Here is an 18,474-nt window from a genome sequence, read left to right as displayed (position 1 = left end):
TCCCATCGGAGCGGGCTGTTCTGCTTTGAGCCCGGCATGGACCATAGCTTGTGCCGGGAGAAAAAGGATCGCATCATGATAATTGTATTCTACGCTCCGCACAGATTTGCAGGGCACAATTTCCTTTAATGATGTTATCATTAAGAGAATCATCTTACTCGCATCCTGTAGATTGGGGTCGATTTCATCATGCGGGAAATTCTCCGCTTCGGTTCTCGTAAGATCCTGCTTTATATCGCTGCTGCCGTTGCTGTCGGTTTGGTTGCAAGTTATGTCGTCATGCCTGCACCGGACTCCCCCAAGCTCGAAAGCAAAGAAGGCATTCTGGATTTAACGCAGGTTCATGTCAGTGAGAATCAGCTAAAGTTAGCAGGGGAGTGGGAGTTCTACTGGCAAGAGCTGCTGTCGCCCGAGGAGATACAGAATCGCCTGGCAAGGGACGGCGATCATGTTCGCTGGATCAGCATCCCGAGCTCCTGGCTAGGCTATCGGTTAGACGGCCAGCGGCTGAGCGGTACAGGTTATGCAACCTTTCGGGTTGTTATAAACCTTAGCGAGCAGGATCGGAACGAGCGGCTTGCTCTGCGGCTGCCTACGATTTTTCACGCCTATAAATTATGGGCAAATGGCGAGCTGCTGGCCGAAGTCGGCACGGTTGGTCGGGACAAGAGTATGGCGATTCCGCATCTGACAACGAAGCTGGTGTTCTTCCAGCCCGAGAATGACAGGGTGGAGTTGGTTATGCAAGTTGCCAATTTCCATCATCATCGAGGCGGCATCACTAAGCCTATCGAGTTGGGCGGTAGTGATGCGTTAACGGTCAGGACCCATCTGAACATCGCCGCTGAAGTGTTCATCATCGCAAGCCTGCTGGTCATTGGCGTGTATCATTTGCTGTTGTTCGCCCTGCGACGCAAAGACAGGGCACCCTTGTTCTTTGGGCTGTTCACCCTAATGTTTGGCATCCGCTCGTTGCTGGTCGGCGAGCTCTTGCTCACACAATTGTGGCCGACTTTTCCGTGGGAATTGCAGTTCAAGATCGAGTACCTGATTCTGTGCAGCGGTGGGTACATCATCACGATGTACTCGGAATGCATCTTTCCAAATTACATATCGCGGTGGTTCCGGCATGGCACGCGGATCTTAACCGGCGCATTCTGTATCGTTGTAGTAGCGGCCCCAGCTATTATCTATACCAAAATGTTACCGCTGATCGGTGTGATGGTTGTTCTGCAAATGGTTTATCTGATGGTTGGGCTGGTCCAAGCGGCTTTGCGGCGTACGGAGGGAGCGCTGGTCTTCCTGCTGGTGTCGGTGGTTGCTTTAGTGACGGTCATCAACGATTTTCTATATTACAACGAATGGTCTCTAATCGGAAATACCTCTCCGCTTGGTCTGTTGGTGTTTACAATCGCGCAGATGCTGCTGCTTTCTTCAAGATTTACGAGGGCGGCAGCGAACGAGGAGAGGATTGCGCGCGAGCTGCAGGGCGCTAACAACAAGCTGACCGAAATGAATATGAATTTGGAGCGGACCGTGCAGGAACGCACACAGGCCTTATCCGCAGCTCATGACGATCTCCGCTTATCGTATGACCAGTTGCTTCAATCCGAGCAAGGGAGGAAGAAGCTCCTTGCCTATATTACGCATGATCTGCGCATGCCGTTGTCCAGCATGCTGGGTTATGTCGAGGCTGTGCAGGACAGAGTCAAGCCGGAACGCAATGATCAGTACCTGAAATATATCCGGGATAACACGATAAGGATTAACCGGATGATCGAGGAGTTGAGCTTCTTGTCGCATTTGGAGACGGGGCAAGTCTCGTACCGCATGGAGCCGGTTCATGTGGTTCACTTCTTGCGCCGGTTCTATGAACAATATGAGCTGGTTGTGCGTGACGCAGGTCTGGATTTCAGGCTGGATTGCGGAGATGAGGAAGATCAAGGATCTGATTCGCTTGTTGTCGTGATGGATGGGCAAAGACTGGAGCAGGCGTTGTTCAATCTGGTGTCGAACGCAATGAAGTTTACCCCAGGGGGTGGGGCGGTGCGTATTGCGCTAGCTGTGGATGCGGTGAATCTTACCCGCTATGCGATCATTAGCGTGCAAGACTCAGGTATGGGGATTCCGCCGGAGCAGCTCGAGCAAATCTTCGATCGCAATTACAGGGTTGATCAACCGGGCGCGGAGATGGGGGTAGAGGGAAGCGGGCTCGGGCTGGCGATATGCAGGGAAATCGTACAAGCGCATGGAGGAACGGTTCGAGCGGAGAGCGACGGCAAGACGGGGTCGATCTTCTCTGTATCGCTTCCTTGTACCGGTCAATTATTCAGTAGTTCTAAGAATCGAGTCCGACCCTGCCAATCCCGAGAATTGTGACGATCCGGGGGACGGGATATATGCTGGTTGCCAGAGGTTCGGTGTAAGCGCGAACTTAGCGTTAAGATCGGTAGCTTAAGCAGGGCGAAATATCGAAAATAATGGGGTTTATTCTGCTCGGCTCGGGTTTGGTAGTTGTCAAAACGTTCACCCTCAAGGTGTGTAGGTACGAACTTAAAGTTTCCTTTACAATTCACAAATGAACGGATCAGCTATGATAAATTAGAAGTAATATTTGTAAGTTATGGACGGAGGGAATGGCGTGAATGTAAAATCCGTGCAGCCGGTCAGTGATTATTTCAAAGCAATGCAGCAGTACAAGGACGCGCGTGAGACGAAGGATCAATCGCGTTTGGCATCTATTCGAAATATACTCATGCTGGGCAAGAAGCTACGCACTGACGAAATGGACTATTTACAGCGACAGGATCCCAATCTATATGATCCACGTTGCAGATCATCTTGAATGTGCTGTCTAATAAGTCCCCAAAATAAAAAGGTTGGGCTAGAAAACGTACAGTTTTCTGTCCAACCTTTTTGTGTAGCTGTTTTCTTAGAAAAGTGGAGAGGCGTATGTCCACCACCTTCAGAAGGTTGGGGGCTAAAGCCACAAGAAGCGACGTAACGAGCGGTTGCCCTTGATGTGACCCAATACGCTCTCCGCCTCGACTTTGCACCGAGCTATCCAATACCCCATAATCACCCTCGGATCGTCCGATGTGCTCGGACATCTCTTGGGGCCGGATATATGCTGATTGCCAGAAGTGCGTTGCAAGCGCAATCTTAAAGTTTTCTTTACATTTCACAAATGGGCCGATCTACCATGATAAAATATATATGATTCCAGATACGGTGACAGTAGCTGTGGGCAGCAGGGTGCAGCAGTGACTTTGTTATACAACTTTATTCAAATGCTGCAGTGATCGCAAGCTAATCGGTGTGCGCAAACCGGGAGCGATATAAATACATAATTGTAAAATTTAAATATCCTGTCACATTGCGTGGCGGGCTATTGGCTTGGGTGAAAGCTCATCTGAGAGGTTGCGGGGATGCTGTTTATATCGCATCCTTATCGTGTTTCTGAGCAGCCGTGAGGAAGACGAGGTGAAATTAGCGCATTATCCTATGGCGGCGACGATGTCAGAACGGTCGCTGTACACATCAGTAATTTACGCAAGAAAATCGAGGTTGACCCTGCCCGTCCGGAGAGAATCATTACGATTCGGGGGACGGGATAAACGAAGCATTTCCGCCATTTCCCACATTCAAATATTGGAGGAATAAGTTAAACATGATTATACATTTGGCTTCTTCGGGGGCTCAGCTTGGAACTTTCGAGCCTATTGAAATCGGAGACGAAGAGGTCGTGCTTACGGGCCTATGGCTAGATAAACTAGATCCCTCCTGTCGAATCGTGCTTGAAATAGAAATCGGATGGGATAAACCGATCACCTCCGATCTGGGCGAATTGGAAATCATGATTCGAAAAAAAGACTTGAACGGCGAAATTGTCGAATGGACTCAAGAAAATTGCTTTAATAGCGCTTTAACCAAGATAGATGTAAGTACGGGGGAAGAGTCGTCTTTTCAGAACTATGTTTTGACGGTCAAATCGCTCGGTACGAGGGCTAGAATCATTGGTCCTTATCTTCTTAAAGGAACCGTTTTATCTAAATAACGATAGGAAGTGCAGGCTCATTGAGAATCGCCGACATTAAAGGTAAATACGACGACATTTTTAGCTTAGGGCAACTGTGCTATATTTCCATACAATTGGAAAAAAACGGACTTAGACCCTATTCGGGCGTGCTGGACTGGGTAGGATCTCCCAATTTAAGCAGCGTTAATAGATTATTGCGGAACCGGTTCGAGGGCTTCATGGATCGCCATCAGATGGAGTGTATTGGAACCGCGGGAGATAAACTTTATCTCGTGCAGGACAAATTGTACGACATTTACTCCAATCATGACTTTTTTATCGCGCAGAACGATCCTAAGCTGTTGGAGGCATATCCGAGCGTCAAGACCAAATACGACCGCCGGGTAGCTCGTTTTTTAGAGAAGGCAGCCACGGCCGAAAGGCTTCTCTTTGTCCGTAGCGGCGGGACGTACGAGGAAGCGAAAGAATTGCAAGAGGTTCTGGACGATCTCGTGCGCAACGATTATGTTTTGCTGTTTCTCGACCCTGGCCAAGCGGACGGAATCGAGGAAAATGACTGGCCTTTGGAGCGAGTTTGCTCGGTGAATGTTCCGCACGTCGATAAATTATGGAACGATAGCGATCATGTTTGGAAAGAGTTGTTTCAAGGAATCGAGTTGCGAAAATAATGAGCGGATCTAGAAATTCGGATGATGTACTCTGTGAGCAAACTTACATATAGAGGTGTATGATTTGGTGTCGGCGGAAGCTAAAGTATCCATTGTCATTCCCGTGTATAACGGGGCGAACTATTTGCATGAAGCCATAAACTGCGCTTTGGCGCAAACGTATTTGAACGTTGAAGTCGTCGTCGTTAACGACGGCTCGAACGACGATGGAGAGACGGAACGAATCGCTCTCTCGTACGACGACAGAATCCGTTACTTCTCCAAAGAGAACGGAGGAGTGGCTACGGCGCTGAATTTCGGTCTCGAAAAAATGACCGGAGACTACTTCTCTTGGTTAAGCCATGATGATATGTACACTCCCGATAAAATCGAAAAGCAAATGAATGCTTTGCGCCAATTCGGCGATCAGGCGGTCGTATTCAGCGATTATTGCCATATCTCCCCCGCGGGAAAATTGCTTCATACTTATCTGGTCTCCCCCCATGGAACATACAATACTCGCGCTTTGCTAGCCATCTCGCATGAAGTCGGCTTTCATGGCTGCGCTTTTCTGATTCCTCGTCAATATTTCGATAGGTTCGGATTGTTCGATCCGGCGCTTCGATATACCCAAGATGCCGATATGTGGTTCCGCATGGCCGGCAACGTTCCATTCCTGCACGTCAAAGAGGTTCTTGTCCGTTCCCGTCAGCACGAAGAACAAGACAGCCAGAGGTATCATGACGGGCTCGCGCGCGAAGCCGACCGCGTCATGAGCCGAATGATTCGGGATTTATCCAGGGAGGAAGTCGGTCTATACAACGGGCATTCGTATAAGATTCTCGAACACAGGTATCACTCTTTCAAAAAAATGGGATTCGAGATGTGCGCCTACCGTCTCTTTAAACATTTGTGCTCGTCTACGCTAGATCCCAAAGAACAAGAGAGGGTCTCGGCTCTTATCCAGGCGGACGTCGGGATTAAGGAAATCGATCAATCCCCGATTAACTGGGAACGGAATTTATCTCCCCTATTGGCTAGGAAGAAAAGCAAACCTCGTATTGTCGTCTATAGCGGGGTATGGATTCGAGGCGGTGGCGAAAGAGTATTCTCCGCGATAACCGAGACGTTAAAAGACAAGTACGATTGGTTTATCGTTTCCAACGATCTTCTGAATAAAGAAGGTTTCCCTATTGCTAAAGAGATTACGCATATTCGATTAAAAGTCGGGACGATGGAGAATCTATCCACTCAGCTGACGGTCGTTTGCTCCTTGCTCGACGCGGATTTGTTCTTGGCCAGCCCGAACTTCGACATCAATCTGCTTTCCGTCTACGAGAAATTAAGAGGGATGGAAATTCGAAGCATCGCATGCAATTTCGGCCATTATTTCCTTCCTTACGTTATCGAAGATTTGTATCCCATCATCGAACGCCGAACGGAGGCTTTCAATCAAGCGAACGCCGTCACGTGGCTTACTTCTTACAGCGCGAACGTTTATGCCCAGCTTAACGACAACAGCGCTTTGCTGCCGACGCCTAATACTTTTCCGAAATCTCCGATAAAGGCACCCAAGGATAAAAAAGTCGTGCTCGCCGTTGGCAGGTTCAATGACCCGATTAAGCGATTGGATAGGATTCTGAAGGTGTTTGCCAAAGTAATGGCGAGCCATCCCGATGCCGAATTGCATCTGGTCGGACCTTACAAATTAAACGCGCGAACCGATAATCGTTCCAAAGAAACGATAGGGGAACTGATTGCGCGCTTGCAAATACCGAGAGATAAAATGTTATTCGTCGGAGAACAAGAGAACGTCGAACCGTACTATATGAAGGCTTCCGTTCTCCTGTTAACCTCGGAGAGCGAAGGAATTCCGATGGTTCTTAACGAAGCGGGCACATTCGGGTTGCCTTGCGTTATTAGCGATATTTCCGGATTGGAAGACATGATTACGGACGGAGAAAGCGGCTATATCGTTCCTCAAGAAGATTTGGATCTGATGGCCAGCAAAGTCTCGGCACTGTTATCCGACTTCGTTCTGCGCGATCGAATGGGCAATCGGGCGTACGAGCTGGTCGAACGTTTCGCACGGCAACGGATTTGCGAGAGATGGGAGAGGCTGGTGGACACCGTGCTGTCGGTCAAAGGCCAAGACGAACTGAATTCGATATTGAACGACCGATTTATGGAGCCTCCTGCGCATTACGATAGCTTCTCGAGAAAAGTCATTCGCGAGTACGAAAGAAACATCTCTTTGGTAATTGAAAACAAAGGGGCGCACAATGTGCCTCAGCCGCAACTTGAGACGGAATCGGATAGTCATTCGGAAATCGCGGCAGAGATCGAAAAGAATTTCCGGGCAAGCATTCATGCGGAGGCTTATCAACAAGCAGCGCAGGAATTTTCCAATACGATTTCCTGGAAAGTGACGAGACCGCTACGTTGGTGCAAGCGTTTTTATGTTTCCGCCAGAAATGACGGAATTCGCGTTGCTATGCGAAAAGCAGGGCAAAAAATTAAGACCAGGGTGAGAGGTTAACGCGGAATGAATAACTTGATCGCCGCATGCCGACTTGCCAGAACGACCGATGAGATTCATGAAGCGGCACGGCTGTTAGATGAAACGATCTTTCGGACCTCCAAGCTCAGCGAAGTATCGGAATTGTTAATGCAACTCATTCAACCCCTGTTGAACGAAGAGAGGTGCGAGCCGGTACTGCTGTTTCACGCATACGGGTGGCAATTCGGCGGAGCGGAGCGGCTTATTGCAGGGTTAACCAATTACTTGACACGCAAAAAATACCGGATCATCATATCCGTTTTTGAGCCGGTCCGGAGTAATGGCTTCCAATTGGACCCTTCAATCGCTTTTGTGCCTATTTTGGAGAACGATCGAAGGATCGAGAGACTTATCCAGCTAGTCGGACTGCTGTCGCCCGATTTGTTTATCGGCCACAATAACAGCATCCCCGAGCTAGCCGCCGTTTACCCCGTATTCAGGCAATCCGGAATCCGAACGATTGCTTATACGTTGGAATATTATTTTTTCCCACACAGAATTCCGGAATTGGCTTCCACGGTAATTGCCAGAAGCGAGGCGCTGGCTCAGGCGAACGCGTCGTGTTTTCTTACCCGATTCAGCGCCAACGCTTACGGAATGGCTTATCCTAACGCCGCAGTCATGCAAGGGCTCACCTCGTTCTCCGTTCCGGATTATGATTCCGATAAACGAAACGGTAAAACGGTTATTGCCGTTGGAAGGTTTTCAGATCCGATAAAGAGGTTGGATCGCGTGTTAACCGCATTTCGCCACCTGCTCGAAAGTCATCCCGATGCGCGGCTATTGATCGTAGGCTCTTATGATTTGGAAGGGAGAATTCCCCGAAATGCCAAGGAAACGATAGGCGAGTTGCTTAGACGAACGGGAGTAACCGACTCACAAGTACGATTCGTCGGAGAACAAGAGAGAACGCAAGATTTCTATAACCAAGGCGACGTATTCGTACTAACATCGGATAGCGAAGGATTTCCGTTAGTTCTTAATGAAGCCGGAAGTTACGGGCTGCCTGCCGTAATTGTGGATATACCCGGACTTGAGGATATCATTGCGGATGGAGAGAACGGCTATATCGTTCCGCAAGACGATATGCGGGCAATGGCTGCGAAAATATCGGCGTTGTTCGACGATTCGGAATTATTGAAGAGAATGTCAACGAATGCGCGCGAAATGGTTGGAAGATATTCCATTGAACAAGTCGGACCTCGCTGGGAAGAACTGATCCGAGTCGTGTTATCCCATTCGGATCAAGCGGATGTCAACCGGATTTTGGCCGAACGATTTATGGGCGAGGTCGTTAACAAGAAGGCGTTCTGCGGAACGATCGTCCAAGAATACGAACGGACGGCGGTTTTGGTTTCCTCCGTGCCTAAAGTCCGCACGACACGCATGCAACTGGACGAAATCGAGACGATTGCCGTGAAACTCGTAAACCACTTTAGGGATTACGGGATGCGCGCCACGATAGGCAAGGCGACGTCTAAACTGAAGGGGCTTTGGCATAAGCGTTTCGGTAAATAGAGATAAAGCTAGACAATGAATTGATCATCGAGGAGAGGTTTGGCCGTGCGAAAGCTCTACAGCAGGCTTCCTGTTGTTTGGAAATATACTAATTTAATTAAGGAATTAGTCATTCGAGACATTAAGGTAAGATACCGAAAATCGGTGCTTGGATTGCTTTGGACGTTGCTCTATCCGTTGTTGACTATGATTATCACGACGATTGTATTTTCTTCACTATTTAATACGTTGCCCAACTATGCGGTCTATTTTTTGACTGGAAGCATTTTATTCTCGTTTAACACCGAGGCGACGACTTCCGCGGCAATGTCTATCGTGGGTAACGCCGGGTTGTTGAAAAAAATATATATTCCTAAGTATTTGTTCCCTCTCTCCAGAGTGTTGTCTTCGCTAGTCAATTTAGCATTTGCTTTCGTGGCATTGCTGCTCGTGATGTTGGTAACGGGCGCGCCCTTTAAACCGACCTTGTTATTGAGCTTCATCCCGATCCTCTATCTGATTATTTTTACGACTGGGCTATCCTTGCTCTTATCCGCGCTGACGGTTTATTTCCGCGACGTTAACAGTTTGTACGGCGTACTTGCACTTTTATGGACGTATATGACCCCGATCTTCTATCCGATTTCCATTATCCAGGATAAGTACTCCTGGATCTACGAATGGAATCCAATGTACTACTACATAGATTACTTAAGATCATTGATTCTCGAAGGGGTTATGCCCGGAATGGTTCCTAATCTTATCTGTTTGATATGCGGGATCGTCTCGCTCGGCATAGGCTGGCTTATTTTCAACCGGACGCAAAATCGGTTTGTTTTATACATGTAAGACATGGAACGGAGAGGTGTTTATGTCCGATACCCTTGTAGAAGTCGACGAGGTTTCGATGCTATATAATATCAGTCGCGAGAAAGCCGATAACCTGAAGGAATATTTGATCCGCGGCCTAAAAGGGGGACTGGCGATCGATGAGTTCTGGGCTCTTCGAAACGTCTCTCTGCGGATGATGAGAGGGGAATCGTTGGGGATCATCGGCTTGAACGGAAGCGGTAAAAGCACGTTGCTTAAGTTGATTGCGGGAGTGTTGCAGCCGGCTAAGGGAAGGGTAAAGGTTCGAGGGTCTATCGCCCCTCTAATCGAATTGGGCGCCGGTTTCGATTTTGACCTCACCGCACGGGAAAATATTTACTTGAACGGTGCAATTCTCGGACATAGCCGAGCGAAGGTGAACGAGAATTTCGATGAAATTATATCGTTTTCCGAGTTGGAGAATTTCATTGACATTCCGATAAAGAATTTTTCTTCCGGAATGGTGGCTCGGCTTGGTTTTGCGATCGCTACGATCAGCAGACCGGATATTCTGATCGCGGATGAAATCTTGAGCGTCGGCGATATGAAGTTTCAGAAAAAGTGCGAATCCCGAATCGCAGAGATCGTGAACAACGGCGCGAGCGTAATTTATGTATCTCATTCCGTGGAATCCGTAAAAAAATTGTGCACGAAAGCGGCATGGTTGCACAAAGGAGAACTGATTCATTTCGGCGATGCCGCTTCAGTGTGCGACGCTTACTTAGAAAGCTTGGATTAATTATTCATTAGCGTTCAGAAGGGAACATCTAAGATGGATTCTAGAATTTTCGATCAGGTCTTATGCGAGGTCGATAATATCCGCAGATCGTCAAAACTAAAAGTCGCTTCCGTCGGATCGACCTCACGTCTACTTGCCGAGTTTCTGGTACTGCCAAGGAGATCTTATGAGCATTTTGAGTGTATTAACTTTCTAGTTTCTAGGCCGGAAGATGCGAGTTTTTGTTTTGAGCGTCTGGATGGCATCGTGGATATCGTGCTTGTGGACGTAGAGGCGAAACAGAGCTTGGATCTGATGGAGATTGCCACCAAGCATATCCAGCATTCTTCTATCGTAGCTTATAAACCCAACGATGCCAGTGTTGAGGCTGCCGATCTGCTAGTCAGGCAACATTTCCAAGATCAATTAAGCGGGAAAACGATATTGATTTTGGGAGCGGGGAATATATCGGCGAAGCTGGCTCTGCGATTATGCGAAAGGAATGCCAGCATTAAAATGCTATCCAGAGATTATAGCAAAGCGAGGACGGTTGCCGATGGATTGAATGCCATTCTGCCCAAATATTCTCGATCTTCTATTGAGGGGATTGAGAGTTTGCCGAATGATTCTGTATTTGACGGATTGGTTTCCTTCGTTGCCGCTGACGGTGTAGTTCAAGAGGAAATGGCTTATCTCGTGAAGAGAGGCGGGATCGCGATTGACGGGGGCATTAATAATTTTTCTCCGGGATTTCTGAAGGCAAGCAGGGAGAACGGCGTCATTTGCAATCGCATGGATGTCAGACTAGGCTTTGTGTACTCGTTGCTGTCGTCCAGCCCGGACGTATCGAATTTCTACATGAATGTAAGGGGAGAGCGCTTTAACGATAACATTCGCTTAATAGCCGGTGGCATCATAGGCAACCGGGGTGATATTATCGTTGATCGCATTCTACAACCCACTCAAATTGTCGGAATGGCCAACGGGGTAGGGGGGGTTCTTTCGAGTAGGGACTATTCGCCCAAGGACAAGATCAGGCTGGAACGAGCCAGGGACTTATTGGTCATTGGCACCGAGGGAGGGAAGGGATGAAAGACGACCTTAATCGGAAGACGACTCGTTGGATCTTCGCTGCAACGTCCGTTTTCGCCGTTATGTTTTTGTTCCTCGCGCCATTTCAAAAGGGGTTGTTCGTGGGGTACGAAGTCACTTTCGAAAGACCTTTGTATGTCGCTCTTGTTTGTAGCTTGGTATGTCTAACATTCATTTGCGTCTATCTTTATCGAGATTGGCAAATGACTTCTCACGGGGACATTCTTGTTGCTCTGATATGGATCATACCGATATCCTATTTCATTGCGACGTTAGAGGCGATAACGAGACAATGGGCTTTCATCGAAGCTCTCGTCAGATTGGGTTGGGGCGTATTTTTTGTTCTTGGCTACTATGTAACCCGTCATTCCGCTGGTTATAAGATATTACTGTTTGCTTTAATCGGTTCAGGTTATGTGGTCGTTATGTTTGGTTTACTGAACTGGTTCGGCAACGCTCATTATCAAGATGCGGTTCTAGCAGATCGATTATCTAGCGTCTTTCAGTACCCGAACGCTTATGCGGCCTACTTAATCGCGATAGCGATATGCGCCTTGATCATGGTTCAATCCTCTCGGAAGAAAAGATATGTTGCTTTTCATGCTTTTATGCTGGTACCTGTGTTCTTGTCCTTACTGCTTACCCTTTCCAGAGGGGCGCTGCTTGTTCTATTTGTCGTTCTGATTCTCTATTTGTCCTTGCTCCCTTGGAAACGACAACTCATAAGCGTGGTGGAACTAGGGATTGTCGGGATAGCTGCATTTTCCATATATGGTTTTGCAGTCAAGACAAGGGGGCAGTTGTTCGAAAATTACTCGAAAGGGATATCATTACTCGGATGGTTGCTCGTGCTAGGAATAGCCGCGATTGCAAGCTTGATTGTTCTTGGCGTAAGGCTGCGGTTCGGCAGGTTAGATAATAATAAAGCAGACAAGCTATGGAGCCCTAAATGTTTGGCGTTACCGTTCGTTCTTGTCTCGTTAGGTCTGGCGTTATATGTTCTGATCCTATCCAACTTTCCATTCAGCAAAGTCCTGCCTACTGGAATTGCCGCCAGGCTGGAGGGGGTCAATCTTCAATCTACTAGCGTTTTCTTAAGAAATACATTGTACGAAGACGCAATAAGGGCAGGAGCGGATTATCCGGTATTCGGCGCCGGAGGCGGCGCGTGGTCGGTATTGTCCGAGTCGTTCAAAAGTTATCCTTATTCGAGTTCCAAAGTTCATAATTTTTATATAGAAACTTATTTAGAATCGGGATTGTTCGGCTTGATCGTTCTTATGGTTATCCTATGTTACGTGTTTGTCTTATTAATCGGTCAAATAAAGAAGAAGATCAGAGAAACCAATGATGATATTCGGTGGTTGATATTTCCCGTTTTTTCTATCGTTATTCTAGGCCACAGCCTCGTCGATTTTGACATGAGCTTCTTTTATATGTCTTCCCTTGTTTTTCTAACTTTGGGAGCTACGGCGGCAATCTCGAATAGACCGATAGCAGCTATCTGGCGCAAAGGAAAAGTAACGAAGGTTTTTGCCTCAGGCTTGTTCCTGGTAGCGATATTCATGATTTACAAGTGTATTGTAGCATTACGAGCGGATGAATATTATAGATCCTCAATGAACGTGCTCGCCGCAGCGGGGAAATACGATGCTTTTCAATCCGCAATAGAGCAAGCGGAGAACTTGATGCCTGGACATTCCCAATATCTTTTATCCATGGCTCAATTAAATCAACTTATGTATCGCGAAACGAAGAACGAAAGCTTCTCGAAGACCGCGGAGTACGCTTTGAACAGGTTGAAAGCCATTGATCCGTATAACATCGAAGCAGTAGAGATAAATTACGATTTGGATATGGATAGGATGAACTTCGATCGAGCTCATGAGGTTGCAAGAAGAGCCGTCGCACTCTTTCCTTGGTCAATCGGATTCTACGAGAACGCCATAGAGCTTAATCTCAGGCTCGGATCCGATGCTTCTCTCTTGGCAGATAAGCGCAGGGAGTATTCAAATGAGGCTCGTCTACTGGTTGACGAGATCGAGAGAAGAATCGGAATGATAGATAAATTGCCTGAAACCGAGCGTTTAATGAGCCGAGGAGTCTTCGATGTTAATGACAACCTTCAAGCTCAGTTTCTAATGCTGGATGTAATGGAAGCATTGCAAAAAGCGGAACGCGAACGGTTGTCCACGGAGAGTAAACGACGATGAAGAGATATGCTTGTATTAAAAGGTTTATTGACGTCCTGGTTTCGATAATCGCTCTTGTCTGTTTTTTGCCAGCGTCGCTAATCATCGTTATCTTGATAAAATCGGAATCGAAGGGGCCGGCGTTATTTAAGCAACAACGTATCGGCAAGAACAAGCAACCATTTACGATTCTGAAATTCAGAACGATGAAAGAAGATTCTCCTTGCGATGTACCTACTCACTTGCTGCTTGACGATATTCACAAGCATACAACCAGAATCGGGGTTTTTTTGCGGAAAACTAGCCTGGATGAATGGCCGCAATTCATTAATATTCTAAAGGGCGAAATGAGTTTGGTAGGTCCTCGGCCGGCGCTGTGGAATCAATACGATTTGATTCTCGAAAGGGAGCGCTACGGCGTGAATGTTATCATTCCAGGCTTGACGGGATGGGCTCAAATTAATGGCAGGGACACTCTTTCGATCGATGCCAAAGTTGGTTTTGACGGCGAGTACCTTGTAAATAGGAGCACTTTGCTCGATTTGAAGATTATTTTCTTGACAATGATGAAAGTGGTAAACAGAGAGAGAGTGGGAGAGGGCGCAGGCGCTGATCGGGGAAAGGGGGAATTGTTGTGAAAGTATTGGTCGTTTGCCAGTATTTTTATCCAGAACAGTTCCGAGTGAACGAGATGTGCTTCGAGATGGCTCGTTCCGGAACAGAAGTAACCGTATTGACCGGCCTCCCCAATTATCCTGGGGGAATCATCCATTCAGAATACAGGCGGTTCAAAAGACGAAATGAAAAAATACACGGGGTTACTGTAAAACGCGTGCCGATCTTGGGACGAGGGCGTAATCGGATTACTTTATCGCTCAATTACTTGAGTTTTGCAATTTCGGCTTCCATTCAATCCTTATTTCTAAGAAAAAAATTCGATGTAATCATCGTTTATCAGTTGTCGCCGGTCACTATGGCATTACCCGGAATTATTCTTAAGCGGCTAACAGGAAAGCCCCTCATCCTCTACTGCCATGATTTATGGCCGGCCAGTGCTTCCGCGGGAGGAATCGAGGAAGGGGGCATTCTCTACCGGTTCCTGTTGACCATGAGCAGATGGTTATACCGAAAATCTGATGAAATTATCATCAGTTCGAAACAATTTGAGCATTATTTCCGCCATGTATTGGGAATAGAGCGAAAGCTCGCCTATCTACCGGTTTTTGCCGAATCGATCTTCGAAGAAATCAATTTAGATAAGGGAAATTGTGAGGAAACCCATTTCGTCTTCGCGGGAAACATTGGAGAGATGCAAAGCGTCGAAACCATCCTGTATGCGGCTAAAGAGTTAATCGATGAGAATCGCATTCACTTTCATATTGTCGGAAGCGGTACATCCCGAAAGAAATGCCAACAACTGGCCGAGGATTTGGGCGTAGTTAATGTGACTTTCTATGGACATCTTTCCTTGGATGAGCTCCCATTCTTCTATAAAATGGCGGATGCCATGATCGTCACTCTTAAAGCAAACCATTCGCTATCCTACACGCTTCCGAACAAAGTTCAATCATACATGGCTGCAAGCAAGCCGATATTAGGCGCTATCAATGGCGAGACTAGAAGAGTCATTGAAGAATCGGGATGTGGATATTGTACAGCGGCGGAGGACTACAAGGGACTAGCGTCGATTATCCGCAAGTTTGCATCCGAAAATAATAGACATGAACATTTTCGACAACGCGCTAGGAGCTATTATGATAACCACTTTTCAAAAACGTTGTTTATCAAGAGGCTGAATAAAGTGATGCAAAAATATGGTTAAGGTGGAGACGGGAATGTTAGCAGACAGAACGATTGCCATTACCGGAGGGACGGGATCTTTCGGACATGCGGTAGCGAAAAGGTTACTACAGTCGAATATCAAAGAAATACGGATTTTTTCCCGTGATGAAAAGAAGCAAGACGATATGAGGAAGCATTTCGGAGATCGAAAGCTAAAATTTTTCATTGGCGACGTCAGAGATTCGCACAGTCTGAAAGAAGCTTTCTACGATGTGGATTACGTTTTTCATGCGGCGGCTTTAAAGCAAGTTCCTTCCTGCGAAATTTTCCCGATGGAAGCCGTTAAAACCAACATTATCGGAACGGAAAATGTATTGAACGCAGCAATCGAGAACAAGGTTAAGAAAGTGATTTGTCTATCTACGGATAAAGCCACGTATCCCATCAACGCGATGGGAATTTCTAAAGCGATGACGGAGAAGCTGGCAGTTGCCAAATCAAGGCATACATCCTCGAAAGATATGGTGATCGGGTGTACCCGTTTCGGCAATGTAATGGCGTCACGCGGCTCTGTTATCCCCTTGTTCATCGAGCAAATTAAAGCCGGACGTGCGATAACGGTGACTCATCCCGATATGACCAGGTTTATGATGAGTTTGGAGGATGCGGTCGACTTGGTTCTATTTGCATTTATGCATGCCCGAACCGGGGATATCTTGATCAATAAATCTCCAGCATGTACGGTTGGAGACTTGGCGACGGCGATAAAAGAATTATTGAAAGCGAGCAATGACATTGTCGTTACAGGAGTACGGCACGGAGAAAAGTGGCATGAAAAGTTACTTACGAATGAGGAATCCATGATCGCGGAAGAATTGAATAGCTTCTATAGAATTCCGGCCGATCATCGGGAGTTGAATTATTGCAATGATTACGTGAGCAGGCACAGTCTTCCTTATCTTGATAGGGAATATTCTTCAAGCAGCGCCAGACGGCTGCAATTAAGCGAGATTAAAAATAAATTACTGACATTGGATTGTATACAAGAAGCAATCGGGCAACGGGGGGAGGAAGTTTTATTAAATACTTAATTATCGGCGCTGGAGGTATGGTCGGCCACACGGTTACCCTTTACTTAAGCGAGCAAGGTCATTCCGTTACCGCGGTTGCCAGACGTCCACTGTCGTTTACTCCCCATACGGTTTGCGATGTGAGAGAATTGAAAAGATTGAATGAAATGATTATAGCTGAACCATACGATACAATCGTCAATTGCTCCGGAATTCTTAACCGCGAAGCCGATTCCCGGCCATCTGAAGCCGTGTTCGTGAATAGTTTTCTGCCCCATCACTTAAGTGATATGACGAGGGACACGAATACGCAAGTTATTCACATTAGCACGGATTGCGTCTTTTCAGGCCTTCAGGGGGGATATTCGGAACAAGTGTACCGGGACGAAATTTCTTTATACGGTCGATCTAAAGCGCTTGGTGAAATCGACAACCCTAAAGATCTTACCTTTCGTACTTCTGTGGTCGGACCGGACTTAAACCCCGACGGTATCGGATTATTGAACTGGTATATGAAACAGAAGAAGGAAATGGCCGGATTCGTCAAAGCAATATGGACAGGAGTTACGACTTTAACGCTAGCGAAAGCGATAGAAAAGGCGTCTATCGTTAAGCTAAGCGGGATCTATCATCTTGTTAATCAAACGTCTATTAGTAAGTTCGATTTGTTACAACTGTTTAATAAACATTTCACCGATAACACAAGGATCATTCATCCCAACGAAAGTCTCGTTGTGGACAAATCACTAATTAACAACAGGTCGGACTTTGAATTTGTCGTACCGTCATACGAAACCATGGTCGCCGACATGAAGGATTGGATGGAACAGCATAAAGAGTTGTATCCGCATTACGATAAAGATTGAAAGGAAATGGGCGATGGATCGACTCAAAGTCATGACTATTGTAGGGACAAGACCCGAAGTGATCCGATTGAGTGAAACGATCAAGAAAATGGATCGTTACTTCGATCACGTACTCGTTCATACCGGACAAAATTGGGACTATACGCTGAACCAAGTGTTTTTCGAGGAGTTGGGCATCAGGCCTCCGGATTATTGCTTGGAGTGTATTGGAGATCATTTGGGCGAGACGATGGGGAATGTGATTTCGAAATCCTATGCGCTCATGTCGGAGATTAAGCCGGAAGCGCTGCTGATTCTTGGGGATACGAATTCGGCGTTATCCGCGATCGCCGCCAAGCGCTTAAAGATTCCCGTATTTCATATGGAAGCGGGCAATCGATGTTTCGATGAGAATCTCCCCGAAGAGATTAACCGAAGAATCGTGGATCATATTTCGGATATTCATATGCCCTATACCGAGAATGCCAGAAGAAATTTGATCGCGGAAGGGTGCAGAAGCGAGCATATTTTCGTCACGGGGTCTCCTCTGACCGAAGTCATACTCCATCATCGGGACAATATTGAGAATAGCAATGTTCTCGAGCGCCTTGGGCTTAAGGAACGCGGCTATTTTCTCGTATCGGCTCATCGGGAAGAGAACATCGATAACGAGGATAACTTTCTCTCCTTAATGAACGCGCTTAACGAAATCGCTCGTAGATATCAAATCCCAATTTTCTATTCGACGCATCCCAGAAGCCAGAAGATGATCGAAAAGAGAAATTATAATTTCGACCCTCTGGTTAGAACAACAAAGCCCCTCGGATTTTTTGATTACAATAAGCTCCAATTAAACGCGTACTGCGTATTGTCAGACAGTGGGACACTTCCGGAAGAAGCCTCCATACTTGGCTTCCCGGCAGTATCGATAAGAACTTCTACCGAGCGGCAGGAAACGTTCGATAAGGGCGTCATTCTGATCGGCGGAATTACGACAAACGAAATTATGCAATCGGTTGAACTGTGCAGGCAAATGTGGGATAACGATGAAGCCTATTCCCTAGTCGGCGATTATGCGGATTCGAACGTAGCGAGCAAAGTGATCAAGCTCATCCAGAGCTTTACTCCGATTGTAAATCGAACGATCTGGAGGAAATCATAA

The 18,474-nt window shown here is 46.9% G+C and carries 14 protein-coding genes and 1 pseudogene; all 15 read left to right on the top strand.

What is annotated here, in order from left to right; translation table 11 throughout:
• Nucleotides 1–189 precede the first annotated feature (189 nt).
• The 15 genes and pseudogenes from J4772_RS24385 (at nucleotide 190) to wecB (ending at nucleotide 18,474) form a co-directional block, all read left to right on the top strand.
• On the top strand, nucleotides 190–2,379 hold the full coding sequence (locus J4772_RS24385) for an ATP-binding protein (RefSeq protein WP_209071776.1): 2,190 nt from the start codon (nucleotides 190–192) through the stop codon (nucleotides 2,377–2,379).
• Between the two features lie 1,136 nt (nucleotides 2,380–3,515).
• Nucleotides 3,516–3,617 (top strand): annotated as a pseudogene (locus J4772_RS24380) (helix-turn-helix domain-containing protein); the annotation flags it as partial.
• 53 nt (nucleotides 3,618–3,670) lie between these two features.
• On the top strand, nucleotides 3,671–4,057 hold the full coding sequence (locus J4772_RS24375) for a hypothetical protein (protein ID WP_209071775.1): 387 nt from the start codon (nucleotides 3,671–3,673) through the stop codon (nucleotides 4,055–4,057).
• A 20-nt stretch (nucleotides 4,058–4,077) separates the two neighbouring features.
• Entirely contained in the window at nucleotides 4,078–4,707 is a 630-nt protein-coding gene (locus J4772_RS24370) for a DUF1796 family putative cysteine peptidase (RefSeq protein ID WP_209071774.1), read from the top strand.
• A gap of 67 nt (nucleotides 4,708–4,774) precedes the next feature.
• Complete coding sequence (locus tag J4772_RS24365) at nucleotides 4,775–7,225, top strand: glycosyltransferase (RefSeq protein ID WP_209071773.1); 2,451 nt, start codon at nucleotides 4,775–4,777, stop codon at nucleotides 7,223–7,225.
• A 6-nt stretch (nucleotides 7,226–7,231) separates the two neighbouring features.
• Nucleotides 7,232–8,764 carry a glycosyltransferase gene (locus J4772_RS24360; RefSeq protein ID WP_209071772.1) on the top strand — a complete coding sequence of 511 codons (1,533 nt, stop codon included), beginning with the start codon at nucleotides 7,232–7,234 and terminating at the stop codon, nucleotides 8,762–8,764.
• A gap of 45 nt (nucleotides 8,765–8,809) precedes the next feature.
• Nucleotides 8,810–9,592, top strand: coding sequence for an ABC transporter permease (locus J4772_RS24355; protein ID WP_209071771.1), 783 nt, complete (start codon nucleotides 8,810–8,812; stop codon nucleotides 9,590–9,592).
• A gap of 22 nt (nucleotides 9,593–9,614) precedes the next feature.
• Entirely contained in the window at nucleotides 9,615–10,352 is a 738-nt protein-coding gene (locus J4772_RS24350; protein WP_209071770.1) for an ABC transporter ATP-binding protein, read from the top strand.
• A gap of 33 nt (nucleotides 10,353–10,385) precedes the next feature.
• Nucleotides 10,386–11,423, top strand: coding sequence for a Rossmann-fold NAD(P)-binding domain-containing protein (locus J4772_RS24345; protein ID WP_209071769.1), 1,038 nt, complete (start codon nucleotides 10,386–10,388; stop codon nucleotides 11,421–11,423).
• The gene (locus J4772_RS24340; protein ID WP_209071768.1) at nucleotides 11,420–13,636 is read left to right on the top strand and encodes an O-antigen ligase family protein; all 2,217 of its coding nucleotides are present in this window, start codon (nucleotides 11,420–11,422) and stop codon (nucleotides 13,634–13,636) included. Before J4772_RS24345 ends, J4772_RS24340 begins: the two co-directional genes overlap by 4 nt.
• The gene (locus J4772_RS24335) at nucleotides 13,633–14,253 is read left to right on the top strand and encodes a sugar transferase (RefSeq protein WP_209071767.1); all 621 of its coding nucleotides are present in this window, start codon (nucleotides 13,633–13,635) and stop codon (nucleotides 14,251–14,253) included. Before J4772_RS24340 ends, J4772_RS24335 begins: the two co-directional genes overlap by 4 nt.
• The gene (locus tag J4772_RS24330) at nucleotides 14,250–15,437 is read left to right on the top strand and encodes a glycosyltransferase family 4 protein (RefSeq protein ID WP_209071766.1); all 1,188 of its coding nucleotides are present in this window, start codon (nucleotides 14,250–14,252) and stop codon (nucleotides 15,435–15,437) included. The genes J4772_RS24335 and J4772_RS24330 overlap by 4 nt, the downstream gene beginning before the upstream one ends.
• Before the next feature lie 13 nt (nucleotides 15,438–15,450).
• A complete protein-coding gene (locus J4772_RS24325; protein WP_209071765.1) occupies nucleotides 15,451–16,488 on the top strand; it encodes a UDP-N-acetylglucosamine 4,6-dehydratase family protein in 1,038 nt (345 codons plus the stop codon).
• 17 nt (nucleotides 16,489–16,505) lie between these two features.
• Nucleotides 16,506–17,333: a sugar nucleotide-binding protein gene (locus tag J4772_RS24320; RefSeq protein ID WP_247740838.1), complete on the top strand. Its 828-nt coding sequence runs from the start codon at nucleotides 16,506–16,508 to the stop codon at nucleotides 17,331–17,333.
• Between the two features lie 13 nt (nucleotides 17,334–17,346).
• Nucleotides 17,347–18,474, top strand: coding sequence for a non-hydrolyzing UDP-N-acetylglucosamine 2-epimerase (gene wecB / locus J4772_RS24315; protein WP_209071764.1), 1,128 nt, complete (start codon nucleotides 17,347–17,349; stop codon nucleotides 18,472–18,474).

The sequence above is a fragment of the Cohnella sp. LGH genome (genome assembly GCF_017671885.1).
GTDB lineage: Bacteria > Bacillota > Bacilli > Paenibacillales > Paenibacillaceae > Cohnella > Cohnella phaseoli.
This window is presented reverse-complemented; position numbering and strand designations above follow the sequence as displayed.